Raw genomic sequence first — 26479 nt, forward strand, 5'->3', positions numbered from 1 at the left:
GATGTCCATGCAAGAGGCTGCGCTGGCGTTGCAGCAGCTTAAGCAACGTATTGCCGAGTATGACTATCACTATTATGTGCTGGACGCGCCCTTGGTCAGCGATAGTGAATATGATGGCCTCTACCGCCAGCTGGTCGGCATTGAGCAGCAATATCCAGAGCTGATTACTGCGGACTCCCCCAGCCAGCGGGTGGGGGGACAGGCATTGTCTGCTTTTGAAAGTGTGCAACACCGGCAAGCCATGCTTTCCCTGAATAATGCCTTTGCAGACGACGAGCTAGAAGCGTTTGATCGCCGAGTGCGTGAAGGTACCGGGGAGGCCGTTGTGGCCTATGCCGTCGAGCCAAAATTTGATGGCTTGGCGATTACCCTGACCTATGAGCACGGGCTATTTGTGCAGGGCGCGACCCGTGGTGATGGGTATACGGGGGAGAATGTCACCCACAACCTCAAAACCATACGCGCCATTCCCAGCCGCTTGAATATTGCGCAGCCACCAGCCTTACTTGAGGTGCGCGGCGAGGTCTTGATGTTGAAAAGAGACTTCGAGAAGCTCAATCAGCAACAGGCCGCTGCTAATGGCAAACTGTTTGCCAACCCGCGCAATGCCGCAGCAGGTAGCTTGCGCCAGCTGGATCCTCACATTACCGCCAAACGCCCTCTACATTTCTTTGCCTATGGTCTGGGCGCCAGCATAGGCGTGCCGGAATTACATACCCATTCTGAAGCCATGCAATACCTGGCTGACTTGCGTTTTCCTGTCAGTGATTTGCGCGCGGTGAAAATAGGCGCTCAGGGGTTGCGTGAATACTATGCCGAGATTGGCGAAAAACGGCACCAGTTACCGTTTGACATTGATGGCGTGGTCTACAAAGTGAATGACTTTGCCTTGCAGGCCAGCCTAGGCTTTGTTTCGCGTGCGCCGCGCTGGGCGGTGGCACACAAGTTTCCGGCCGAAGAGGCGACAACCATTGTTGAAGATATTTCTGTGCAGGTGGGTCGTACTGGTGCAATCACACCTGTTGCCAGATTGAAACCCGTATTTGTAGGCGGCGTGACGGTCACGAATGCCACCTTGCATAACGAGGATGAATTAAGGCGCAAGGATATCCAGATCGGCGACACCGTGATTGTCAGGCGGGCAGGGGATGTGATCCCAGAGGTTGTTTCGGTAAAAACAGAATTACGCCCGGCAGATGCGCGCCGCTTTGAAATGCCTGCCGTCTGCCCGGAATGTGGCTCGCATGTGGTCCGTCCGCAGGATGAAGCAGTGGCACGTTGCACTGGCGGATTGATCTGCCCGGCACAGCGTAAACAGGCCATTACACACTTTGCTTCTCGCCGTGCCATGGATATTGAGGGCCTGGGTGAGAAGCTGGTTGACCAGCTGGTTGCACGCGAACTCGTTCATCATCTGGATGATATTTACCGTTTGACCCTGCCCATGCTAAGCGACCTTGAACGCATGGCAGAAAAATCTGCACAAAATGTGCTGGTAGCCATTGAAAAAAGCAAGCAAACGACTTTGCCCAGATTTATTTATGCATTAGGGATTCGCAATGTGGGTGAGGCCACTGCAAAAGACCTGGCACAACATTTTGGTAATCTTGATGCCTTGATGCAGGCCGATGTAGCCGCACTCACGCAAGTCAAGGATGTCGGGCCGATTGTGGCGGAAGCTGTATATCAGTTCTTTCAGGAACCGCATAACCGCGAAGTGATCGCCTCCATGCGCAATTTAGGCGTGCATTGGGCCGACATTGAAAAAAAGGCTGCTTTGACCCAGTTTGCTGGCAAAACCTTTGTGCTGACTGGCACATTACCTACGCTCAAGCGTGACCAAGCCCAAGCGATGATTGAAGCCGCGGGCGGTAAGGTCAGCGGCAGTGTCTCGGCCAAAACCAGTTATGTGGTGGCCGGAGAAGAGGCGGGCAGCAAACTTGAAAAAGCGCAGCAACTGAATATCGCCATTCTGGATGAAGCTGCATTGCTCGCCATGTTACAGGCCGCTTCTGAAGATGACACGACAACGGAAACGCCCTCTGATTCAATCGAACCTCTCTCAAAACAATCGAGTTTATTCTGAATATGAACTTAAAATTAACTTTAATTTTGGCTGTTAATCTATTGATTATCAATGAATCAATGGCTAAGGATGCTGCATTGGATGCCTGCGATACTGCCGTCCAAAAACATCAATATGCTGAAGCTGTCAAACTTGCGGAGCAGCATGCAAAACAGGCTGAATTTTGGCTTTGCAAAGGCCGCGCGCAATCGGGTTTAGGGGATAACACCGCCGCCCAGCAGAGCTTTAAACAGGCACTCAGCCTCAAGCCGGAAGGGCTGGATCTGATTGCGGCGCATATGCTGTTGGGCAATGCGCAGCTGGAAGCCAAAGTGCATGCCGCAGCGCTGGAGAGTTATCAGCAAGCATTGAAATTTAGCGAGCAGCAAAACATGCGCCGCTATGCCCGCGTTGCCCACAACCTGATCGGCGAAGCATATTTTGAAATGGAGCAGTATGCTGACGCGCTCAAATCATTTGAAGCCGGCGAAAAGCTCTCCTTGAACGACGACGAGCGCGCGGATAGCTATATCCACGAAGCCATGACTTATCAGCAGTTAAAACAGGCTGAAAAAGCGATTGAATATCAGCTCAAAGGTGTCCTGATGCTGCGCAAATCAGGCACCCCTGACCAATATGCTGAAGCCAGCCTGACTTTGGGGCAATTGTTTACCGATAAAAAAGACTTTGTCGGGGCAGACAAAACCTACCAGCGCTTGATGGACTATGCGCATGATAATGGCGGCGAATTTTATGAAGCCAAGACCGCCATTAAATGGGCCGCTTCAAAAAAGGCACAAGGAGATCACGCGGCTGCGCAACAGTTACTACAGCAAGCCCGTACCATTGCCGCCAAATTAAAAGATGCTGAACTGGATGCCTTGTTGACACAGGCAAAGTAAAGCATCCCAATCAAACTGGATGATTTGCGCTTGAGGCCTATGCATAGCCTCAAGTGACGCATTTAGCCCTGTCAAACGTCCCTGGCAGTTAAAGATTTATTTTTATTTGGAATCCCCTGTAAGGTTTTCCTGTCATACGCGACAAACTTACAATTGTCACCACACAGGAAACAACATGCAATTTGACCCTCACCGCAGCAACCCCAGCGGAATCTTACCCTCAGAAATCACGCCGCAAGCGCTGTTTGAACAACGCCGGACCTTGATCAAGGCTGCTGGTATCGCCGCTGCCAGTTTGTGGTTGCCAACCACGGCACAGGCAGCGCAAACGCTGGAGTTTCAAAAAACCGCCTATGGCAAGGAGGAGACGCTGACCGCTTTGCAGGACGTGACCAATTACAATAATTATTATGAGTTTGGCACCGGCAAAGAAGACCCGGCGCGCGAGGCGGTGCTGTTCAAGCCGACGCCATGGACCATCAAGATAGAAGGTGCGGTCAAGCAAGCGAAAACCATAGGCATTGAGCAACTGATGAAGCTGGCACCGCTGGAAGAGCGGATTTATCGTATGCGCTGTGTCGAGGGGTGGTCTATGGTCATCCCATGGATAGGGTTGCCACTCAAGGCGCTGATTGACTGGGCGCAACCGACCGGCAATGCAAAGTATATTGAATTTGTGTCGTATAACGACCCCCGGCATATGCCTGGCGCGCGCATGCCGATACTGGACTGGCCCTATGTGGAGGGGTTGCGTATGGATGAGGCCATGCAACCACTGACGATTCTGGCGGTGGGACTGTATGGCAAGGTCTTGCCAAATCAGAACGGTGCACCAGTGCGTCTGGTGGTGCCATGGAAGTATGGGTTTAAAGGGGCCAAAGCCATTTCTACCATTCGCTTTGTAGAGCAGATGCCAACGACAACCTGGATGCGGGCGAGTCCGCGTGAATACGGGTTTTACGCCAACGTAAACCCGCAAGTCGATCATCCACGCTGGACGCAGTCCTCAGAGAAGCGTATCGGCGCAGGACTGTTTGCCGGGCGCGTGAAAACCAAGCTGTTTAATGGTTATGAAGAAGTCGCCAGCTTGTATGCAGGCATGGACTTGAAGAAAAATTTCTAATATGAGTCCTTTATTCACATGGCCTTCTCTTTCAGTGAAAGACCGCATCAAGGCGGTGAAGATGCTGGTTTGGCTAGGCGCATTACTGCCGATACTGCGCCTGGTCTATCTGGGGGTTACCAATGACCTGGGGGCGAATCCGGTTGAATTTATTGAGCGTTCGACCGGCACGTGGGCACTGGTATTTTTGTTACTGTCACTGAGTGTGACACCGCTTAAATCTCTCACCCGTCTAGGCTGGTTGATCGCCGTGCGGCGCCTGTTAGGGTTATGGATGTTTGCCTATGCCAGTTTGCATGTGACCAGTTATGTCTGGCTGGATTATCAGTTCGACTGGTCGGACATGGTCAAAGATATCGTCAAGCATCCCTATGTGCTGGTTGGGGCATTGGCTTTATTATTGACTGTGCCGTTGGCGGCTACTTCTAACCAGGCAGCCATGCATGCCCTTAAACAGCGCTGGAAAACATTGCATCAACTGGTGTATGTGATTGCGGTCTTGGCCTTGCTGCATTTCTGGTGGCTGGTCAAAAAAGACCTGACCGAACCGATCATTTACAGCGGGGTGTTTGGCTTGATCATGCTCTTGCGTTTGCCTGTCTTTAGTAGAAAGTAGATTTGGGCGATTTTTCTTTGATTTTTTATGATGCAAAGCCATCTTACGTGGGACGAACTCCAATCGCCGGATTTACCCCAAAGTGAGGCCGGGGAGGGGGATGGTCGCGCACTGTTTCTACCCGCGAACTTGCTTGCAGCCAGACAAGTGTTAAGGTATCTGTGCTTGACATCGCACTGCTTTTTGGACACATTATTGTAAATATAATGCGCAGCCATCCATTGGTAGTGCTATTCTAAAAATATTCTTCGGGGGTGTGCCATCTCATGACCAGCGTATTTACCTGCGTTGGAGGGACAGAGATTGTGCACTGCAGTTGTGAAAGTTTGCGATGTCTTCAGTAATCTCTGAGCCAAGTGCTTCAATATTGGCCAATCCTGCACTGTGTGTGCTTCTTGAACAGTGGTCTGATTTGCTTGATCCGGCCCAGTATTACCTGGCGGTTGAGACCAATGCCGCCGGTGATTGTTTGTCTGTGTTAGCGCAAGGGCCAGCTGCGACTACACCAGCGCATCAAGTCTTGAATAGCAACGGCCTTTGGCAAGCCTTACCCGCCGAAAGTCATGCGTTGATAAAAGCCCTGTTAACGCCCGCCACTGATCAGACCACCCAACAATGCATACAGATTGCCTGCGACCAGCTGGGAGTGCAGTGGCTAGAGTGTCGAGTGCATTATTTTTTGCATGGGCAAAACGAGCCACGTTGTTTGCTGCTGGTGCGGGATGTGAGTCAGACGCATCAAGCTGCCTTGCTTTACCAGCAAGAAAAACAACGAGTGCGAGACTATGATCGCTTCAAGTTTTCTATGCTGGAGCTGATTCTTAAAGAACAGGACACCGAACACATCCTGGCCTGGATTGTTGGCGAGATCGAAGCGCTGCATCCCGAGACCTTTTGTGCCATCGTGCTGACGCAGGATCTGGGGCAACGTGTACAAACCGTGATCGCGCCCAGTTTGCCATCTCCGCTACTGCAAACCTTGCAACAGCTCAAGCTGGAGGCCGGTAACGGCTCTCTAGCCACCGCGATCGCCACGCGCCAGCGCGTGATGGTTGAAAATGTCATGATCCATCCTTACTGGCAGTACCACCGAACGGCAGCACAGGCTTCGGGAGTGCAGGGCGGATGGGCAGAGCCTATTCTCAATGCTGCGGGGGAAGTGCTCGGGGCGTTTGCCTTGTATTCGCGTCAGGTACAACTGCCTACAGCCGCTGAGCAATCCCTGATCGGGCAGGCGGCAAGACTGGTCAGCATCGTCGTGGATCGCCATTTGTCACAGCAGTCGATGCAAACCCTGGCCTATCTTGAGCCGGTGAGCGGCTTGCCTAACCGCAAAAAAATGTATGAAGTATTGCATGCCTTGCGTCATCAATCCGCCGCAGAGCAACATGGCGGTCTCATTTATATAGACCTCGACCATTTCAAATGGGTGAATGAAGCCCATGGCCACAATGCAGGCAATACGCTGTTGCAGCAAGTGGCGCAGCGCCTGCAAAAGGCGGCACAACCGCATTTTATTGCCTGTATGGGCGGCGATGAGTTTCTGATTCTGCTTTCAGGACTGTCGACTCAAAAAGACAAGGCGGTACAACAGGTCTGGGCTTTGCAGCGCAAATTGCACAAGACCCTGCAACGGCCGTTTAACGTGGCAGGACTCAAGCTGCCGGTGACCGCCAGCATGGGTTTGTGCAGTTTTAGCGGGACAGACATGGATGAAACGGACTATGTGAAAGCCGCGGACATCGCTTTGCACAAAGCGAAGCAGTCTGGCCGCAACCATGCCTGTCTGTATGAGCCTGGCATGCAGACCGAGATTGCGACGCAAGCGCGCCTGGAAGCCGAGCTGCGCGAAGCCATCGTCCAGCAACAGTTGCGGGTTTATTATCAGGTGCAAGTGGACCACACCGGCCGGCCGTTTGGCGCAGAGGTCTTGCTGCGTTGGCAACACCCCACGCAAGGCCTCACTTCACCGCTGCAATTTATCGCGGTGGCCGAGAGCAGTGGCCTGATTGTTGAAATCGGCATGTGGGTACTCGACCAGGCATGTGCACAAATTGCCGTTTGGCAACGGGCACAAAAAACACGTGAACTCAGTTTGTCGGTGAATATCAGCGCGCGTCAGTTCCGACAGGCCAATTTCACCGCCATGGTCAAAGCCTGTTTACAGCGGCATCAAATCAACCCCAATGCCTTGCGTCTGGAGTTAACCGAAAGCCTGCTTTTGGAAAATGTGGACGATGCGGTACGCATCATGACAGAGCTCAGCCAGTCAGGCATCCAGTTCTCCCTAGACGACTTTGGCACCGGCTATTCTTCGTTGCAATATCTTAAAAAATTGCCACTGTATCAACTCAAGATAGACCGCTCATTTGTAAATGATATTGTGACCGATAGTCATGACCGCACCATTGTGCGTACCATTATTGCCATGGCGCAGAGCATGTACCTCGGCGTGATTGCCGAAGGGGTTGAAACCCCAGAACAACTGGAACTGTTGCTAAACAATGGTTGCCGCCGCTACCAGGGTTACCTGTTTGGTAAACCCATGCCAATAGACGCATTTAATGATTGGTTGCAACAAGCGTTGGTTTAGAAATGATGCCCTAAAAGGCGATGGTTTAAAAAATAACTTTTACGGCCGCACAGCCAAGGTCAAGGCTGACTGTTGCGCTTGTTTGTCATTGCTGATGGCAAGGTAGCTGGCGTTGCCATCGGTGGAATCTCTGCGGTTGCTTCTGGCTCGGCTGGCGAGACTTCCTGGCGGTTCGCCAGATTGGTGGTGAGTTGCTCACCTGCCTCTGCGGTGAGGATGCGCAGGGTGATACGGCTGTTGAGCGATTGCGCCAGATTGTTGTCACTGCTGGAGACCGGCCTTGTTTCTGCCAGGCCAAGGGCTGAAAGCCGTTTGGCTGCGATGCCATCGGCGGCCAGTGTTGCCGCGACGCGTGCTGCCTGCGTCGCCGTCAATGTCCAACGCTTGCTTTCTGCGTCAACCATGCCACTGAAGGTGTGCTTGTCACTATGCCCTTCAACCTGGAGGGTGCGGTATTCATTTTTTAGTTGTGCGCTGATGATGTGCAGTACCTGGTTGGCCTGTGGTGTATATGCCGCCTGATTGTTCTGGAACAGCAGATGGGTAGAAATATCCATTTCCACCCCCAAGTCTGACTGGTAAACCATGATCTGTTTTTGCTCTATCCATTGCGCCAGCGTGTTGGCCAGTTGTTGAGCCATGGCGCGTATTTTCTCCTGATCACGCTGTTTTTTTTCCTGATATAGATAGCTGAGCGGCAAAGGCTTCATCACCGCACTTGGGACTTGCCCGTTTTGATTCTGCGCGCCAGGAACTGGCAATCCAGGCGTTTGTAAGCCCTGTGGCATATTCTGCTGCTGGCCGACAGCCCCCGGTTGCCCCTGAAACGCATTGACGACCGAGCTGGAGAGGGCGCGGTATTTATTCAGGTTAATGTTGGAGGTGGCATACATGACGACGAAAAAAGCAAACAGCAGGGTAATGAAGTCTGCATAAGAAATGAGCCACCGTTCGTGGCTTTCCTCTTCATCTTCGAGCTTGTGGCGTCTGTACATCACGATTGTCTCAAATGCAGATAAGATTCCAGCCGCTCACTGACCAATTTTGGATTGTCGCCCCGTGCGATGGAGACCCAGGCATTGAGCAGCATTTCACGCCTGGACATTTCATGCTGGACATGGCCTTTGAGTTTGTTGGAGATGGGTAAAAACACCAGGTTGGCGAGCGCCACACCATAAATGGTGGCAACAAAGGCCACTGCGATGCCGCTACCGATCTTGCTTGGATCAGACAGATTCTCCATGACATGAATCAGGCCGAGCACCGCGCCCAGAATGCCTACGGTGGGCGCATAGCCGCCTGCCGCTGACCAGATTTTGACAGCGTCGCGCTGTTGCATTTCGTAGTAATACATATCAATGGCACAGACTTCGCGGATGCGATCAGGCGGGGTGCCGTCCACCAGCAATTGCAAGCCCTTGCGTACGAAAGGATCCTGCTCACGCTTGATGTAACTTTCCAGCGACAATACGCTTTCTTTGCGCGCCTGCTGGCTCCATTGATTGATTTTGACGGCGAGTTTTTTGCGGTCATCTTGTGGGTGGACAAAGGCCAGCTTCAACATGCGCAGGCCTTTGATAAACACTTTGAGTTCGGTTTGCAGCAAGACGGCGCCAGTCGTGCCGAGAATAACCACGGCAAAGGCAGCAGGTTGCATCAGGGAGTTGAGGTGGCCCCCTTCTATGACTTGGCCCAGGACCAGGCCGCCGAGTGCAATCAGCAGTCCGGCCAGGCTACCCCAATCCATCAGGCAACTCCGGTCCAGGCTTTTTCACGCATGGCGGCACGCAAGCGGGCGACCGCCTGGCTATGCAGCTGGCAAACGCGTGATTCGGACACATTCATGATGGCGCCAATCTCCTTGAGGTTAAGCTCCTGCTCGTAATACAAGCCCATCAATATCTTTTCGCGCTCTGGCAAGTTGTCGATAGAGGCAATCAAGGCTTCACGGAAGTCGCTTTCGAGCAGGGCTTTCACCGGGTCGCTGCTATCATCGTCCACATAACGATCCAGAAAGTGCTCGCCACCGTCATCGTCCTGAAAATCTTCGTAATAAATCAGCTGGTGACCCTGGCAGTCGCTCAAGACCTCGTAGTAATCTTCCAGGCTAAAATTCATGTGCTTGGCGATTTCGGATTCAGTTGGCGGGCGACCCAGTTTTTGTTCCAGTTGCTGCACAGCCAACTCGATATCGCGCATGTTTTTGCGGATACCGCGCGGCAGCCAGTCGGCACCGCGCAATTCATCCAGCATGGCGCCGCGTACGCGCTGAGAGGCGTAAGTTTCAAATTGTGCCCCATGCGTATCTTCGTAACGCTGTATCGCGTCCATCAGCCCGATCATGCCCGCTTGCACCAGGTCATCCAGCTCGACGCAGGAGGGCAGCTTGGCCTTCATTTGATACGCCATTTTCTTGACCAGGCCGCTATGCATTTTGAGCATCTGATCGGTATTTTGAGTCGTGCCTTTAGCGGTATACATGTTTTTCCTTTTTGACTTTAGGCAACAGCCATGGATGGCATGGAAATCCGTTGTTGTTCTAGACGATGGGCGACGGTTTTAAACGCCAGTGTGCTGGAAAGCTGTTTGCTCACTTCTGCAGTCGCGCGCCCAGGGTTGGCAGTGACTGCCTTGGCGGTTTCAGCAGGCATGGCCCCAATGAACTCCAGCGTGATGCCCAAAAATTGTTTGCACACCTGGTTCAGGCGCATAAAGTACTGATTGCCTTGATCATGGTTAGCGTCTGTCACGACGACACCCAACGGAATCTGCCCATGCTGCTGGCTGATGTGCTTGATGGTCGCATATGCCGACTTAATGGCGGCTTCGCTTCTATCCATTTGGATCACCAGCTCATGCGCGGCAATTACCGGCAGCAGCAGGCTGTAGTCTTGGCTATCCAGTTGTGCTTCAATCATCACAGTGTCGTAATCGTACGCAAGTTGCTCCACTATACCGTTGAGTTGCGTTTTTAAATCGTGAGATAAAGGCGAGGTTAACAGGTCATTTTCGCCCAAACAGGTCAGGTCATAGCCTTGCGGGTGTTTGAAAATGCCCCGCTGGATGGCCTGACGTTGCACGGCGATGCCTTGCAGGGAATGTGTCATCGCGGGTTGGCGGTGCGCGTGCACCAGCAACAAACGCTGTTCTGGCGTCAGCATGCTGGTCGCCAGTTGACGCATCCACTGGCTGGCTGGCTGGCCATTGGCCCCAATCACACTGATAATGCGGGCAGAGGTTTTGGCCATGATACGGCGCAAGCCGTCCGCCTGGTCACGGTAATTAAACATGTGGCTGCTCCTGGCTGGCGGTTTGCATCATGCTGGAGATCACCAGCGGTAACTCTTCATCCAGATACTGGTAGGGCAGGCTGGCCTGGTGTGGTGTCAACACGCGCTCGACCAGGGCTTGCTTGTCTGCAACCTCGATATCCTCTGGCACACGCTGACCGCTGGTGGTGTAAAACAGGCGCATGCGTTCGCGAATCAACACGTCCAGTACATTGCCAATCGCAGCCGCTTCGTCGAGTTTGGTGACGATACAGCCAGCGATATCATGCTTTTTGTAGCTACGCATCACATCAGTCAAGGTATCGCCGGTTGAGGTCGCATTCAGGCACAACAGTTTCTGTATCGGGCTGTCGGCACGGCTCAGCATGGAAAGTTGCTCAGTCACCGCCTGGTCACGCTGGCTGACGCCGACGGTATCCACCAGGATCATATGTTTGTTCTTGAGTTCGTTTAAGGCTATTTTTAAGTCTTCTTCATCTTTGACCGCATGCACCATCACGCCCAGAATCTTGCCGTAAATGCGTAATTGCTCGTAGCCGCCAATCCGGTAGCTGTCAGTGGTGATCAAGCCCAGGTTCTGGGTGCCATGTTTCATTACATAGCGGGCCGCCAATTTGGCCGTAGTGGTGGTTTTGCCTACCCCGGTCGGGCCGACCAAGGCATAGATGCCGCCACGATCCAGCAAAGCATCTTCGTCGTCCAGCGTGTGCAAATTGCGGCTGATCACTTCTTTGGCCCACATTGGCGCCTTGTTCACATCAATGTGTTGCGGCATTTTTTCGGCAATCTGGCGCGAAAGCGACGCACTGAAGTTGGCAGCGAGCAGGGTGCCCAGCACTTTTGATTTGGCCGGGCTATGTTGTAAATGATGCTGCCAGGTCATGGCACTCATCTGGGTTTCAAAGTGGCTGCGCATCTGGCGCATTTCCACCATCATGCCTTGCATTTTTTCTTCCAGCGTTTGTGTTGCCAGCTGATACGCATGCTCTTGTTGTTCACTGTGCTGCTTGAGCATGTCCATGATGGCCGATTCGTTGACATTGGCCTCTTCAGATACCGTTGCTGCCGGCGGCTGAACGGCGCGCGGTGCCGGTACTGGGGTTGCTTGCCGGGGTTGCTCTTTGGCATTCACAAAATCAAGCAGGCTGCGGGTTTGCTCGCTGCCTTGCTCAGCAGTTGCCTGGCTCGCACTGGCATCGACATCCGACTCCAGCATGGCCATGATCTCGGTCCCACCGTTGACACTGCGATTCGCAACAATAATGGCATCTTCCCCCAGGGCCTGCTTGACCTGGGCCAGGGCTTCACGTGCGTTTTTGCCAAAAAATCTTCTGATGTTCATATTACTGCGCTCCGATTAAACTGGTGACACGAATCGATTTGTTGTCTGGCAACTCATCGTGGGATAACACTCTGAGGTGCGGGACGGTCCTTCTTAAAAATCTGGATAAAGCCTGGCGGAGGGGGCCAGCCACCAGCAGGACTGGTGTCAAGCCCATCTGCTCTTGCTGTCTGGCGGCCATTTCGGTCTCTTGTGACAGTCTTTCGGCAATGCCAGGCTCGATCACGCCCTGGCTGGACTGGTTGTTTTGTAATGCTTGCAACAGCAGTTTTTCCAATTGACCATCTAAGGTCATGGCGGTGATTTCGTTGCTGTAGGGGAACAGGTCCTGAACAATTGCACGCCCCAGCTTGATACGGACCATGGCGGTCAAGTCATTGGCATCTTGCGAATACTGGGCATGGTCTGCCAGCGTTTCCAGAATTGTGCGCATGTCACGGATATGCACGCCCTCATTGAGCAGGTTTTGCAAGACCTTTTGCAAGGTGGACAAGCTGATGATCTTGGGCACAATTTCCTCAATCAGCTTACTGGATTCTTTGCTCATGTGATCCAGCAACTGTTGGACTTCCTGGCGGCCCAACAGCTCACCGGCATTGAGTGAAATGATGTGGTTTAAATGAGTGGCAATCACGGTGCCTGGATCTACCACGGTATAGCCCAGACTTTGTGCGAATTCTTTCTGCTCGGGATCAATCCACACTGCGGGCAAGCCAAAGGCTGGATCTGTAGTGCGGGTGCCTTCAAGATCACCGGTCACCGCACCTGGATCAATCGCCAGCATTTGATGATAGTTAGATTCCCCGGTCGCCATTTCCACGCCTTTCATGGTGATGCGGTAGGCGTTCGGTTTAAGCGTCAGGTTGTCGCGGATATGGACCGTCGGTGCCAGGAAACCAATCTCCTGAGCAAATTTCTTGCGAATGCCCTTGATACGCTTGAGCAATTCACCGCCTTGACCTTTATCCACCAGCGGGATCAAACGGTAGCCAACTTCGAGGCCGATGGTATCTACTGGCAGCACATCGTTCCAGGTAGCTTCTTCCGCCTCGCTGGCCGGGGCCAATTTATCATCTGGTTGTGGTTCAATCACCGTTTGCTGTTTGGCTTTTTCCTGTTTTTGTTTGACTGAATAGGCCATCCCACCCAACAAGCCCCCCAACCCGATAAAGGCCAGGTGAGGCATGCCTGGAATCAGGCCGATACCGCCAATAATGCCGGCGGTGATGGTCAGCACACGTGGATTTTCAAACAGTTGGGTAATCAGCTGGCCGCCGATGTCTTCATTGTTGGCCACACGTGAAACCACCACACCGGCCGCAATGGAAATCACCAGCGAAGGGATTTGTGCCACCAGGCCATCACCAATGGCGAGCAAGGTGTAGTTTTTCACTGCATCGCCAAAGCTCAGGTCATGTTGCACCATGCCGACAATCAACCCGCCGACAATATTGATAATAATGATCAGGATCCCGGCGATCGCATCCCCGCGCACATACTTACTGGCACCGTCCATCGCGCCATAGAATTCGGATTCCTGGCCGACTTCTTTGCGGCGGCGGCGGGCTTCATCTTCGCCAATCAGGCCCGCGTTCAGGTCCGCGTCAATCGCCATCTGCTTGCCTGGCATCGCATCCAGGGTAAACCGTGCACCCACTTCTGCAATCCGGCCCGCACCTTTGGTGATCACGGTAAAGTTGATAATGGTGAGGATGACGAACACCACGATACCGACCGCATAGTTCCCGCCAATGAGAAAGTGACCAAAGGCCTCGATCACTTTACCGGCGGCATCAGGGCCGGCATGGCCCTCGGTCAGCACGATACGGGTCGAAGCCACGTTGAGCGACAAGCGCAACATGGTGGTCATCAGCAGTACGGTCGGGAAGGCGATAAAGTCCAGCGGCTTGGTGGTTTGCAGACCGATCATCAAGACCAGGATGGACAAGGCAATATTAAAAGTGAAAAACACATCGAGCATGATGGCCGGTAACGGCAAGATCATCATGGCCAGCAGCAAAACAATAATGAGCGGGGCGGCGATGCTGCGGCCGTCCAATTTCCCCATTATTTGTTGCCAGTTATTCATCTAAATACTCCTCAGTCTTGCTTATTCAATATCTGTTGCCGTGGCAGGCGCTGCGACCAGTGCATGTGGATCCAGTGCGTCCGGGACCGGTACATCAGTAGGGATGACCGGACGGACGCCGCCATGCTGCTTGAACACGCGCAGTTGAAACACATAAGCCAAAATTTGCGCTACCGCGGCATACAAGGTTTGAGGAATCTCGCGCTCCAGCTCGGCATGGGCATACAAGGCCCGTGCCAGTTTGGGGGATTCCAGCGTCATCACATTATGTTCTGCAGCAATTTCCTTGATTTTTTGCGCAAGTACATCGACGCCCTTGGCAACGACGACAGGCGCTGCATTTTCACCTTCTTTATAGCTGATCGCCACGGCATAGTGGGTCGGGTTAGTAATCACCACGTCTGCCTTGGGCACATTACTCATCATTCTTCTGCGCGCCATTTCACGCTGCTGCTGACGGATACGGCCTTTAATTTCAGGGCTGCCTTCGGACTCCTTGGATTCGTCCTTGAGTTCCTGTTTGGTCATTTTGTGTTTTTGCGCGTATTGATAGAGCTGGTAGGGCACATCAATCACGGCGATCAGGACCAGCGCAGAAGCCAATGTTAAAAAGCCGGTCACCATAAGTTCGCTGACAGTGCTAATTCCGGATTCCAGCGGCATGTTGGACAAGCCCAACATCGGTTGCAAATCCTTTTTCACCAGCGTGTAGCCGACAGAACCAACCAGGATGGTTTTTGCAATCGACTTCACCAACTCCACCAGCGAGTTCTTGGAGAACAGATTGGACAAGCCTTTCATCGGGTTGAGTTTGCCAAAGTTGGGCACCAGCGATTTCTGCGACATCACCCAGCCACCGACCAAGATCGGTGAAGCAATCGCTACGGCAACCACAATGACTGCCAGTGGCAAAAAGGCCCACATCGCCTGTTCCACCACTTTGATCATATGCACAATCAACAGCTGCGGCTCAAACGCCATGGCCCTGTCCAGACTCAGGCCCTGACGCAATACATCCTTCATGGCCTCACCCATCGGCTTGCTCATCATCATGATGGCAATGCCGCTGGTAAACAAAACCGCACAAGAGGCCAATTCGCGCGACCTGGGAACATCGCCGTCTTCGCGTGCCTTCTCCAATCGCTTGGGGGACGCGTCTTCGGTCTTTTCCATATCGCTGTCTTCAGCTGCCATGTCTTTCACTCGTTCCGGGTTTGCACACCACGCCATGTCGTGTGTCTTGTGAGTGATTATTGGCTAGATAAATGTATTTCTAAGTTGGGAATAAAAGGGCGAATTGACCGCTTTCTCACAGTTGCTGCCTGCCTGTTGTTAAGGGGTGTAAAAGCTAAAAATATTTTTTATTAATAAACAGTGACTTATCAAATTTTTGTATTTTTTTTGATTGCGTACCCTAAAGTTTTATCAAGTAGGGACGTTAACCGGAATATCTGAAAAAGTATCTGGCCACCATGAAGGCGGCTTAAAAACGAATAAAAGTCATTGTTTACGGAATACAACAAGAAAACTTGAATTAATTTTTGAATTGGAAATCAAAAAATGCTGACAGACTGCACATAACGAACTTGTAGCTCAACTTTAGGTTTGAGCGATAAGTGATTGATATTATTGTTAGTGAATAATGCCGTGTAGGGGTTTGTAAGACAAACTCCTACACGGCTGTTTTCGTCTGTCTTACAAAATAAACCGACAAACCCTGATTGTTGCAGTTCATGATTGCGCGCAAAGTACGCCTAACGCTCAGGCGGACTTAAATTTACGCAAAAAAACGGAGAAAAGATCATGAACATGCAAAACGATTTACTCGCTGAAATCAAGGATGCCAATCTGAACTACCTGATGTTGGCGCAACAACTGATCCGTGCTGACAAAGCCACCGCCATCTTCCGCCTTGGCATTAACAAGGAAATTGCAGATCTGCTCGAAAACTTGACCAATCTGCAGTTACTCAAACTCTGTAACACCAACATGCTGCTGACCCGCTTCCGCTTTGATGATAGCGAAATCCTGGGAATGCTGACCAGCTATGCCAAAGACCCTGCCCAAGCCCATCTGCATACCGCGGTATTGATGTCAGCCCAGGCCGCAGATTCCACAGTATAAGCAGCGTAGTTGTCACCACACGGCGATTAGAAAGAGAAAAGAGGATATCATGCAAAAGAAGAGTGTAGTAAACGAAGCAGAACAAATTCAACTGGCCATGCAAATGATCGAACTGGGCGCCCGCCTGCAGTTGCTCGAATCACAAACCACATTGTCACGTGAGCGTCTGATCAAGTTGTACAAAGAGATGAAAGGCGTTTCTCCTCCAAAAGGCATGTTGCCATTCTCTACCGACTGGTTCTTGACTTGGCAGCCAAACATTCACTCCTCTATTTTCTACAACATTTATCGCTTTATGGTTGATTACGCAGGGGTAGACGGCATCCAAGCCATCATTAAAGCCTATACCTTGTATATGCAACAAGTACAGCATCCTGATGCCGAGACTAAAGATGAGCCTGTGCTGTCGCTGACACGCGCCTGGACCTTGGTACGCTTTATTGAAAGCAAAATGCTGACAACTAAAGTCTGTCATTGCTGCGGTGGCCAATACATCGTCAATAGCTATGATTTGAACCAGAACTATGTCTGCAACTTGTGCCATGTGCCTTCACGTGCCGGCAAAACCAAAAAGGCAAAAGAGTTGAGCTACAAACTGGTTTCCATGACAGCCTGATCACCCGGATCAGTGTCACGGCACTATGTGAGTGAAAGGAATCAGCATGCCATCGGCCAAACTTTCGGTAGAGACGCTGTTGCCCAAACCCTGGCTACAGCGCCTGCTACCAAAACGGTTGTGGTGCCAGGCATTACTGATCCAGACGCTGAGTATACTGTTGATTGCGGGCCTCGCGCCAGGCGTGATCAACAGTGTATTCGCATTTGAATTAAGCCATCTTGGCATTTCGCTAGCGCATGTCTGGATTTGGCTGCTCCTGCATATTTGTATGGTCAGCCTGCTGGCCAAAGCCGCGCAGATGCCTGTCTGGTGGCGCTGGATTCATGTGATTTTCCCAGTGGCTGTCCTGGGCATGCAGCATATTGACTTGCCTGCCACCGTTTATCTGGCTGGATTTATCATTACCTTGACCCTGTACTGGTCTGTACACAACACCCGGGTCCCATTTTATCCTTCTTTCCCTGCCACCTGGCGCGCCCTGCATCACGTGTTGGAGCATCATGGCGATGACGCGCCGCTCAAAGTACTGGATATCGGCAGCGGGATTGGGGATCTCGCCCTGTTTTTGGCGAGCCAGCGTGTGCATGACGAGGTTTCAGGTATCGAAATTGCGCCGCTACCATGGGCGGTCAGTGCGGTCAGAGCCTTGTTTTCTGGCACCAGTGCCAGATTTACGCTCGGTGACTACCGCGAACTGGACTTTGCAAAATTTGATGTCATCTTTGCTTATTTGTCGCCTGCTGTGATGCCCGATGTTTGGCAAAAGGTGAGGGCAGAGATGCCGGCTGGCACACTGTTTGTGAGCTCCGAGTTTCCGGTGCCCGACATGACGGCGCAACGAATTATCTATCCGCAAAAAAACGCCCCTGCCTTGTACGTCTACAGCCTGTAGACGGACTTTATTCAGCTCTTGTATCCGCCATCGCAGGTGATTAAGCCTGTGATCACTGGCATGAAATCTAACCAGAATTAACCATATTTAATAAGGGGCTAAAGCCCTTTTATTTGGATGATTGAATTCGTTGGCCTGTTGCTATGCTTTTAACATTGGTAAAACCATTGTGGAGTGTAGGCATGTTAGTCATTGTCGGGTATGTCGTTATTTTAGGGGCGATTTTTGGCGGGTACGCAGCGGCCGGGGGGCACTTGGGTGGCCTATGGCAGCCATTGGAAGTCGTGATGATTTTCGGTGGGGCTGTAGGTGCATTTGTTGTCGGCAATGATGCCAAATCATTGAAAGCCACACTTAAAGACTTACCAAATGCCTTCAAAGGCTCCCATGTCAACAAAGCCATGTATATGGATTTGCTGGCTTTGCTGTTCGAGATTCTGACCAAAATTCGTAAAGAAGGGCTGATGTCGATCGAGAAGGATGTTGAAGATCCTGAATCCAGTGCCTTGTTTGGCAAATATCCCAAAATTCAGCATGACCATCATGTGGTCGAGTTTATTTGTGATTACTTGCGTTTGATGGTGTCCGGCAACATGGATGCCTTCCAGGTTGAAAACCTGATGGATAACGAAATTGAAACCCACCATCAGGAGGGCCATGTGGCAGCGCATTGTATTGCAAAACTCGGTGACGCCTTGCCAGCTTTTGGTATTGTAGCTGCGGTGATGGGGGTGGTACACACCATGGAAAGTTTGCATTTGCCGCCCACCGAACTGGGTGTGCTGATTGGCCACGCCCTGGTGGGTACCTTCCTCGGTATTTTGCTGGCGTATGGCTTTGTTGGACCGCTGGCTGGGGTGCTGGAAGCCAAGCTGGAAGAAAGCTCCAAGGTCTTTCAAACCATCAAGGTGACGCTTCTTGCCAGCCTGAATGGGTATGCACCTGCAATTGCTGTTGAGTTCGGCCGCAAAGTCTTGTACTCCACTGAGCGTCCAAGTTTCTCTGAGCTTGAAGATTACGTCAAGCAAGCTAAAAAATAAGCCTGGCAAACAAGATCAATCCAAATAAAGCACAGGACCAACCCTAGAGGACCACGAAAATGGCAGAAGAACATATTGCCCCCATTATCGTTAAAAAAATCAAGAAAGGCGGCGGCGGTCATCACGGGGGTGCCTGGAAAATCGCTTACGCCGACTTTGTGACGGCGATGATGGCGTTCTTTTTGCTGATGTGGCTGCTCGGCTCCACCTCTAAAGCACAACGTGAAGGCATTTCTGAATACTTTAAAACCCCGCTCAAAGTCGTGCTCATGGGCCCGGGCGTGGGTGCCAGTGATTCCGCCTTGAAAAATACCGGCGGCAAGGATGTGACACTTAAGCAAGGTCAGGTGAAGCCGGTCGATGGCGACCCTGGTCGTAACAAAACGATTAAGGAAGAAGAGTTAAAAGAAGTCCTCAAGAAGGCAGAAAAAGCCAAGCTGGAAGAAATCAAGGCCAAGATTGAACAGGCGATTGATGAAAATCCTGAGCTCAAGCAATTCAAATCCCAATTAAAACTGGACATGACAGCGGAAGGCCTGCGCGTACAAATTATCGACGAACAGAATCGCCCGATGTTTGAAAACGCACGCGCAGATTTGCAACCTTACGCCAAGAAAATTTTGCGAGAGATTGGTAAAACACTCAATGGGGTGGATAACAAAATCAGCCTGTCTGGGCATACCGATGCCACGCCTTATGCCAGCGGTGATCAGGGCTACAGTAACTGGGAGCTCTCGGCCGACCGTGCCAATGCTTCAAGGCGAGAGCTGATTGCCGGCGGCATGGATGAGACCAAGTTATTGCGTGTGGTTGGCATGGGCTCGGCCATCATGATGGACAAGGAAAATCCGTTCAATCCGATTAACCGCCGGATCAGTCTGATCGTGATGAACAAGGAAACCGAAGAGGATTTACTCAAGGATAACGAAAAAATTTCTGTCAGTGAGAAAGACCATTCGCAAGTCGATGCATTACAGAAAACCGCCGCTACACCTGCGGAGTAAAAAAACAGGGAACGGTAAAAGCGCAAGAAATAAGTCATTTTTATGATGCTTATTTCTTGATTGAAAATCAGGGGAATCAGGCAAGATAGGACCACTATGAAAACATTGCCCATAGAAGAACTAAGAGAGTTACTGGCTGCAGTTTCGCACCATGGTGATTGGCATTTGCTCGAAATCGAAACCGATTTACAGCAAACCAGCTTTTTGCTCAATGAGGCGATTGAAAAGCTCAGTGCCAGCTTTATGAATGTGTATGCCCAGTTAATGGAGCAACAGTCTGCCCTCCAGTTATTGGTAGAGGCCGGCAAGTTGCAGCCTGAAGAAATGCAGCAGTTGCAGGTGTTTCAGGACAATATTGGTCAGGAAGTGAATAAAGTGGTGACTGGCATGCAGTTTCAGGACATGACCAATCAATTGCTGCAACGGACGATTAATCGGGTGAACGGCTTAAAAGTGCTGTTACATGAGTTATCCAGCCATCAGTTTCCGATGGCAGCGGATGACGAGCATGAGGAAATCAGAAGCTTCATTCAGCAATTGAACCAGAATTTTGATCAGGGTAGCCAGCATTTGACCGGCAATTTACGCAAGTCAGTGAACCAGCAGGACTTGGCAACCGGTGATATCGATTTATTTTAGTCACAGCGGCGTTTTACAAAATTAGTGAAAAAGGCGAATCAAACATGGCGAAAACAATTTTAACAGTAGACGACTCCGGATCATTGCGTCAAATGGTGGCTTTTAGCCTGAAAGCGGCTGGCTATGATGTGGTACAGGCGGTCGATGGTCAGGATGGCTTGAACAAAGCAAAAGAGAAAACCGTTGACCTGGTTTTGACGGATCAGAACATGCCCGTGATGGATGGGCTGACGCTGATCACCAACCTGCGTACATTGGCTTCTTACCAGAAGGTGCCTATTTTGATGCTGACCACTGAGTCATCAGACGAAATGAAGGCAAAAGGCAAAGCGGCTGGTGCAAATGGCTGGTTGGTCAAACCATTTGATCCAAAACGTCTGATTGAAGTTGTACAAAAAGTAATTGGTGCCTAAGGGCACAAGGTTAAGGGACTGGAGTAAACAATGACAGTGGATATGAGCCAGTTTTATGAGGTGTTCTTTGACGAGGCTGAAGAGTTATTGGCCGAAGCAGAGCGCCTGTTGCTTGATATTGACGTAGAGTCACCTGATATCGAGCAGTTAAACGCGATTTTCCGTGCTGCGCACTCAATCAAAGGGGGCGCGGCAACGTTTGGCTTTATGGACATGGCAGAGATTACCCATGTTCTGGAAAACCTGCTTGATAAGATTCGCAAGCAGGAAATGGCATTGACCACAGAGCATGTGGACGCCTTTTTGGCCGCCAAAGACGTAATCAAGATGCAACTGGACGGGCATAGACATGGTTCAGCAGTAGATGCTGAGCAAGTCGGCGATGTCTCCATGATGCTGAAGTCCTTGTCTGAAGGCAAAAGCGCCATTCCCGAAGACCCTGTCATTGCTGCTGCGACACCGGAGCCGGAAGTGTTGGTCGTCGGTGCTGAAAAGCCAGCCTTGTCTGTCAGTGAAGATGAAAAAGCCAAAGGCATCACCTTATATGACGTCGGCTTGCCGGTAGTTACCGAGCGCGACTTGGCAAACTTGAAAGACGAGTTAGCCTTGTTAGGTGAGGTGGCCGTGTATCAGCGTGCGCCAGGCTCACATGCACTGTTGGTTAAAACCGATTCGAGCGCAGACGACATTGTTTCGATTTGCTCCTTTATTGTAGACCCTGACGCACTGGTGATTCAGGTAGCGAGCGAGACCGCCAAAGCGCCAGAAGCCGCCGCCGCACCAGAGCCTGCGCCTGCCGTCGCGGTTGCCGCACCCGTTGAGGAAGATCTGGGCTATGGCTTCTTCGATGATGATCCGATTATCAAGCCTGAAGCAACAGCGGAGGCCGCCCCGGTTCAGCCGGTCGCTGCAGAAGTGACTGGTAATGGCAAAGTTCAGGTGGCTGAAGAAATGGGCTATGGCCTGTTTGGCACTAATAATGAGGAGCGTCAGGAGGATGGTTACGGCTTCTTTGCCCCATTCAAGCCACATCCAGATGCCCCCAAAGCACAATTGATCGGTGACGATACTGCCGTCGCAGCGCAAGCTGCGGCAACATCGGCGCCTGCACAAGTGGCTGAAGCGGCGCCTAAAGAAGTGAAAGAGGACCGCAGGTCGCAACAACGCCGTGAGTCCGATAAACCGGCGGCAGCGCAAAATGCAGAAAGCAGCTCCATCCGTGTCGGGATTGAAAAAGTTGACCAGTTAATTAACCTGGTTGGCGAGCTGGTGATTACCCAGGCCATGATTGAACAGCGTGTCAATGCACTGGATCCTGTAGATAACGAAGCACTGATTAATAGTGTCAGCCAACTGACCCGTAACACGCGTGACCTGCAAGAGTCCGTGATGTCTATCCGCATGATGCCGATGGACTTTGTATTCTCACGCTTCCCTCGTATGGTGCGTGACCTAGCAGGCAAGTTGGGCAAAAAAGTGGACTTTGTCACTAGCGGTGCCACGACAGAGCTCGACAAGAGCCTGATTGAGCGGATTGTGGATCCACTGACCCATTTGGTGCGTAACAGTGTAGACCATGGTATTGAAAAACCGGAAGTGCGTAAACAGCTAGGCAAAGCCGAGAATGGCACGTTGACCCTGTCTGCGGCACACAAAGGCGGCAGCATCGTGATTGAAGTCACCGATGATGGTGGCGGCCTCAACCGCGACAAGATTCTGGCTAAAGCCATGTCTAACGGCTTGCCAGTCAGTGAAAGCATGTCTGACGCCGACGTTTATAGTTTGATTTTTGCCCCGGGCTTTTCTACCGCTGAGGTGGTGACCGATGTGTCTGGCCGCGGGGTTGGCATGGATGTGGTGAAACGGAATATCACCGCCATGGGCGGCAATATTGAAATCCGCTCAGCGCTGGGCTATGGCACGACCATCTCGATTTCCTTGCCACTGACGCTGGCCATCCTCGATGGCATGTCGGTGTCGCTGGACAAGAGTGTGTATGTGGTGCCACTGAACCTGATTGTTGAAACCTTGCAACCGCGTGCAGAAGACCTGAAAACGGTCACAGGCGAGGGACTGATGGTGCATGTCCGTGGAGAGTATCTGCCGATTATCGCCTTGCATGCCTTGTTTAACCATCCTACCCAGATCACCAATCCGACTGATGGTGTCTTGCTGATTCTGGAAGCCGATGGCAAGAAATCTGCCCTGTTTGTAGACCGTCTGGTTGGTCAGCAGCAAGTGGTGATCAAGAGCCTGGAAACCAACTTCAAGCGGATTCCCGGTGTTTCTGGCGCCACCATTATGGGCGATGGCTCGGTGGCATTGATTCTGGATGTGCCAGCCATTATTCAGATGGGTCAGACAACCAATTATGTGACTGGTGGATTGGCATTTTCCAACCAGAACTATTCGACTTCACAAACACATATCAATGCATAAGGAGTATATGCAATGAGTACAACAACAGAATTAGCAAATACATCGGCCAATAACACTGGCGGCAGCCTGAAAACGGCGGCCGGCGAGTACCTGACCTTTGTGCTTGGCAGCGAGCAATATGGGATTGAAATCCTCAAGGTGCAAGAAATTCGTGGCTACGATGCCGTGACGCAAATTGCCAATCTGCCATCGTTTATCAAGGGCGTGATCAATCTGCGCGGCAAAATTGTGCCGATTGTCGATTTACGTATCAAGTTCAATCTGGGCAAAGTGGAGTATGACGAGTTTACTGTCGTCATCATTCTGAATCTGAATGGCCGCATCGTTGGCATCGTGGTGGATGGTGTGTCTGATGTCCGCGAATTGCGCGATGAACATTTGCGCGAGGTCCCCACGCTGGTCACCCGTATCGACACCAAATACATTGTGGGCCTGGCTACTATTGAGCAGGAAATGCTGATCCTGGTGGATATTGAGAAACTCATGACCAGTGACGAAATGCAACTGATGGATGCTGCCGTACATTAAATAGAGAGAATGCAATTAAAGCATTGACACAATAATTATTATAAAAATTGCAACTCGTTTCATAGAGATCTTTTGCAAGGGGTAACAACCATGTTTTCTACAATCATCAACAAATTGGCAGCAAACACAAGGGGCTATCAGAATGTGTTGAATCAGGTGGCTGAATTTAGTGCCCTGAAGTCGGAAATCAACAAGGCGCGTGCTGTTGTTGAACTCACTGACAAGGGTGAAATCAGCCATGTGAACGAGAATCTGTGCCACTCTTTAAAATACGCAGCCAATGAGCTGGTCGGCAAGCATCATCGCGTCCTGTTGGCTGGTGTTGATACAGAAAAACCAGAATATGAACAATTCTGGAGTGCCTTAGGCAGTGGCAAGTCGCAAGTGGGTAGCTTTAAACTGATCAACAAAGAGGGCAAGGATGTCTGGTTTCAAGGCTATTACGCCCCAGTGATGCAAGGCAACCAGCTGCGCAAAGTGGTTGCTTACCTGACAGACATTACAGCAGACAAGCTGCGCAACATCATCCTGCAAGAGGAAGAGCACGCACTCAACCAGTGTTTTGGTGTCATGGAGTGTGACTTGCAAGGGCATATTCTCGAATGTAATGATGTTTTTCTGACCCCGCTTGAGTTTCGCCGTGAAGAGGTGATCGGCAAGCATGTGTCCATGTTGCTCAAGGCTTCTACCGCGCAAAGCGATCAGTACAAGCAAATGTGGGAAAAATTGAACAAGGGGCAGAATGCAAAACTGGAAATCTGCCGTGTGGCAAAGTCTGGCAAAGAGTACTGGTTTAGTTCCAGCTATGTGCCTATCCCAGATGCGAGCGGCCAATTAGCCAAGGTCAAAGTCTATTCGTACTGTATTACTGAAGAAAAGCAGCGAGAAATTGACTTTCAGGGTAAGGTGGCTGCGATTAACAAGGTACAGGGAGTCATTGAATTTGACCTCCAAGGCAATATTTTGCATGCCAATGACAACTTCCTAAAACTTACAGAGTACTCACTGGCTGAGGTGGTAGGTAAGAACCATAGCATTTTTGTTAGTGAGCGTTACAAGAATAGCCCTGAGTATAAAGTTTTCTGGGAAAAGTTAAGTAGCGGTCAGTACGATGAAGGGGTTTATCATCGCTACACTAAAAATGGTAAGGATATATGGGTGCAGGCATCTTATAACCCTATTTTAGGGTTAGATGGTAAGCCGATGAAAGTAGTTAAATATGCTACTGACATCACCAAGGCAGTGCTGGCAGACAAACAGCAAAAAGAAAAGTCCAGAGAAGCTTCAATGATCAAGCAAGCGTTGGAGTCTTCCTCTAACAACCTGATGGTTGCGGATAACGATGGTGTCATTACCTATATGAATCCAACAACCTTGAGCTTAATGCGCGAGGCTGCTGATACGTTCAGAGCCATCTTTCCTTCTTTTGACCCAGACAAGCTGATCGGGCAGAACTTTGATCTGTTCCACAAAAGTCCTGCGCATCAACGCAATTTACTGGCAAGCCTGAAGGGCAAGCATGTTGCTGAGTTACCGATTGGCCAGATGTTTTTCAGACTGACTGCAAATCCTCTCATTGATGAGCAAGGCGAACGTATTGGGAGCGTGGTGGAGTGGGTCAATTTGACCGAGGAAAAACGTCTTGAAAACGAAATGAAATCTGTGGTTGAAAATGCCGTGGATGGTGATTTGTCTACCAGACTGGATGCAAATCGTGCAAAAGGTTCTGCCGTTAAAACGATGGAAGCCATTAACCAGCTTCTGGACACGTTTAGCGATATTTTGTTGCGTGTGCGTGAAGCGGGCGAAACGATTAATACGGCAGCCCATGAAATTTCCAGTGGCAATAATGATTTGTCCAGCCGCACTGAACAGCAAGCTTCTAACCTTGAAGAGACAGCTTCCAGCATGGAAGAACTGGCATCAACCGTTAGACAGAACGCCGAAAATGCCCGCCAGGCCAACCAAATGGCTGAAGCAGCTTCACAAGTGGCGCTTCGTGGTGGCGATGTCGTTGGCAATGTAGTGACTACCATGAGCGCGATCAACGAAAGTGCGCGCAAAATTGAGGACATTATTTCTGTCATTGATGGCATTGCCTTCCAGACCAACATTTTGGCATTGAACGCCGCAGTTGAGGCTGCCCGTGCAGGTGAGCAGGGTAGAGGCTTTGCCGTGGTCGCTGGTGAGGTACGTAACCTGGCTCAACGCTCCGCCAGTGCTGCCAAAGAGATCAAGGAACTGATTACTGACTCTGTCAGCAAAACCACTGAAGGCACCAAACTGGTGGAAAGTGCTGGTGTAACCATGCATGAGGTGGTCACTTCCGTACAACGTGTGACCGACATCATGAGTGAAATCACCGCGGCGTCTGCAGAGCAAAGCTCAGGCATTAACCAGGTGAATGACGCGGTCAATCACATGGATGAAGTCACACAGCAGAATGCTGCCTTGGTTGAAGAAGCCGCTGCGGCAGCAGAATCGCTGGTAGAGCAGGCTGCGACGCTGATGGATACCGTGAATCGATTTAAATTACGTGGCGTGAGCCAGAGCAGTGCTGTCAGCCGCCCGACGATGACAAGCAAAGTGGCGGCCGCACCTGCGGTAAGCAAAGCCAAACCGACGGTAGCTGCGGTCAATCATGCGCCAGTCAAAGCCGCAAAAACCGGCACGGATGACCAGGAGTGGGAAGAGTTTTAATGTGAGCGCTCAATACAAGGAGGTGCAACATGATCAGATGTCCTGCAATGATAGAAAAAAT

The 26479-nt window shown here is 51.1% G+C and carries 22 protein-coding genes; 15 read left to right on the forward strand and 7 right to left on the reverse strand.

From position 1 onward, the window contains the following. The first annotated feature begins 1 nt into the window (after position 1). The 5 genes from ligA (at position 2) to ACT53D_RS04075 (ending at position 7299) form a co-directional block, all read left to right on the forward strand. Positions 2 to 2086 (forward strand): NAD-dependent DNA ligase LigA, encoded by a 2085-nt coding sequence (gene ligA, locus ACT53D_RS04055; RefSeq protein WP_476155581.1) that lies wholly within the window; start codon positions 2 to 4, stop codon positions 2084 to 2086. Positions 2087 to 2145: 59 nt separating this feature from the next. Continuing rightward, a complete protein-coding gene (locus tag ACT53D_RS04060) occupies positions 2146 to 2967 on the forward strand; it encodes a hypothetical protein (RefSeq protein WP_476154591.1) in 822 nt (273 codons plus the stop codon). 175 nt (positions 2968 to 3142) lie between these two features. After that, on the forward strand, positions 3143 to 4090 hold the full coding sequence (gene msrP / locus ACT53D_RS04065; RefSeq protein ID WP_194747608.1) for a protein-methionine-sulfoxide reductase catalytic subunit MsrP: 948 nt from the start codon (positions 3143 to 3145) through the stop codon (positions 4088 to 4090). A gap of 1 nt (position 4091) precedes the next feature. Continuing rightward, complete coding sequence (locus ACT53D_RS04070; RefSeq protein ID WP_194747607.1) at positions 4092 to 4706, forward strand: protein-methionine-sulfoxide reductase heme-binding subunit MsrQ; 615 nt, start codon at positions 4092 to 4094, stop codon at positions 4704 to 4706. A gap of 331 nt (positions 4707 to 5037) precedes the next feature. Beyond that, complete coding sequence (locus ACT53D_RS04075; RefSeq protein ID WP_476146547.1) at positions 5038 to 7299, forward strand: putative bifunctional diguanylate cyclase/phosphodiesterase; 2262 nt, start codon at positions 5038 to 5040, stop codon at positions 7297 to 7299. A gap of 59 nt (positions 7300 to 7358) precedes the next feature. Here the strand turns inward: ACT53D_RS04075 and ACT53D_RS04080 are convergent, their stop codons facing one another. The 7 genes from ACT53D_RS04080 to flhB are packed head-to-tail and all read right to left on the reverse strand — an operon-like array spanning position 7359 to position 15214. Beyond that, on the reverse strand, positions 7359 to 8294 hold the full coding sequence (locus ACT53D_RS04080) for a flagellar motor protein MotB (RefSeq protein ID WP_476155583.1): 936 nt from the start codon (positions 8292 to 8294) through the stop codon (positions 7359 to 7361). After that, positions 8294 to 9046, reverse strand: a complete 753-nt coding sequence (locus tag ACT53D_RS04085) for a flagellar motor protein (protein WP_194747605.1) — start codon at positions 9044 to 9046, stop codon at positions 8294 to 8296. The genes ACT53D_RS04080 and ACT53D_RS04085 overlap by 1 nt, the downstream gene beginning before the upstream one ends. Then, complete coding sequence (locus ACT53D_RS04090) at positions 9046 to 9780, reverse strand: RNA polymerase sigma factor FliA (RefSeq protein ID WP_275355227.1); 735 nt, start codon at positions 9778 to 9780, stop codon at positions 9046 to 9048. Before ACT53D_RS04090 ends, ACT53D_RS04085 begins: the two co-directional genes overlap by 1 nt. Before the next feature lie 17 nt (positions 9781 to 9797). Continuing rightward, a complete protein-coding gene (locus ACT53D_RS04095) occupies positions 9798 to 10589 on the reverse strand; it encodes a MinD/ParA family ATP-binding protein (RefSeq protein WP_194747603.1) in 792 nt (263 codons plus the stop codon). Further along, positions 10582 to 11931: a flagellar biosynthesis protein FlhF gene (gene flhF / locus ACT53D_RS04100; RefSeq protein WP_476154595.1), complete on the reverse strand. Its 1350-nt coding sequence runs from the start codon at positions 11929 to 11931 to the stop codon at positions 10582 to 10584. Before flhF ends, ACT53D_RS04095 begins: the two co-directional genes overlap by 8 nt. A gap of 1 nt (position 11932) precedes the next feature. Next, entirely contained in the window at positions 11933 to 14020 is a 2088-nt protein-coding gene (flhA, locus tag ACT53D_RS04105) for a flagellar biosynthesis protein FlhA (RefSeq protein ID WP_476154597.1), read from the reverse strand. Positions 14021 to 14041: 21 nt separating this feature from the next. Beyond that, positions 14042 to 15214, reverse strand: coding sequence for a flagellar biosynthesis protein FlhB (gene flhB, locus ACT53D_RS04110; protein WP_194748421.1), 1173 nt, complete (start codon positions 15212 to 15214; stop codon positions 14042 to 14044). A 609-nt stretch (positions 15215 to 15823) separates the two neighbouring features. Between flhB and flhD the strand changes: the two genes are divergently transcribed. The 10 genes from flhD (at position 15824) to ACT53D_RS04160 (ending at position 26418) form a co-directional block, all read left to right on the forward strand. After that, positions 15824 to 16144: a flagellar transcriptional regulator FlhD gene (gene flhD / locus ACT53D_RS04115; RefSeq protein WP_194747599.1), complete on the forward strand. Its 321-nt coding sequence runs from the start codon at positions 15824 to 15826 to the stop codon at positions 16142 to 16144. 49 nt (positions 16145 to 16193) lie between these two features. Further along, a complete protein-coding gene (flhC, locus tag ACT53D_RS04120) occupies positions 16194 to 16760 on the forward strand; it encodes a flagellar transcriptional regulator FlhC (protein ID WP_476146560.1) in 567 nt (188 codons plus the stop codon). 46 nt (positions 16761 to 16806) lie between these two features. After that, a complete protein-coding gene (locus tag ACT53D_RS04125) occupies positions 16807 to 17655 on the forward strand; it encodes a class I SAM-dependent methyltransferase (protein WP_476146562.1) in 849 nt (282 codons plus the stop codon). 182 nt (positions 17656 to 17837) lie between these two features. Continuing rightward, positions 17838 to 18695, forward strand: a complete 858-nt coding sequence (motA, locus tag ACT53D_RS04130) for a flagellar motor stator protein MotA (RefSeq protein ID WP_194747595.1) — start codon at positions 17838 to 17840, stop codon at positions 18693 to 18695. 59 nt (positions 18696 to 18754) lie between these two features. Next, positions 18755 to 19699: a flagellar motor protein MotB gene (motB, locus tag ACT53D_RS04135; RefSeq protein ID WP_275355216.1), complete on the forward strand. Its 945-nt coding sequence runs from the start codon at positions 18755 to 18757 to the stop codon at positions 19697 to 19699. Between the two features lie 96 nt (positions 19700 to 19795). Continuing rightward, positions 19796 to 20338 (forward strand): chemotaxis protein, encoded by a 543-nt coding sequence (locus ACT53D_RS04140; protein ID WP_194747591.1) that lies wholly within the window; start codon positions 19796 to 19798, stop codon positions 20336 to 20338. A 44-nt stretch (positions 20339 to 20382) separates the two neighbouring features. After that, positions 20383 to 20751: a response regulator gene (locus tag ACT53D_RS04145; protein ID WP_018985223.1), complete on the forward strand. Its 369-nt coding sequence runs from the start codon at positions 20383 to 20385 to the stop codon at positions 20749 to 20751. Positions 20752 to 20781: 30 nt separating this feature from the next. Next, positions 20782 to 23190, forward strand: a complete 2409-nt coding sequence (cheA, locus tag ACT53D_RS04150; RefSeq protein WP_476154600.1) for a chemotaxis protein CheA — start codon at positions 20782 to 20784, stop codon at positions 23188 to 23190. A 12-nt stretch (positions 23191 to 23202) separates the two neighbouring features. Then, on the forward strand, positions 23203 to 23718 hold the full coding sequence (locus tag ACT53D_RS04155) for a chemotaxis protein CheW (protein ID WP_194747587.1): 516 nt from the start codon (positions 23203 to 23205) through the stop codon (positions 23716 to 23718). Between the two features lie 90 nt (positions 23719 to 23808). Beyond that, a complete protein-coding gene (locus ACT53D_RS04160) occupies positions 23809 to 26418 on the forward strand; it encodes a methyl-accepting chemotaxis protein (RefSeq protein ID WP_476154602.1) in 2610 nt (869 codons plus the stop codon). The last annotated feature ends 61 nt before the right edge of the window (positions 26419 to 26479 follow it).

Source organism: Methylophilus sp. DMC16, assembly GCF_056314045.1.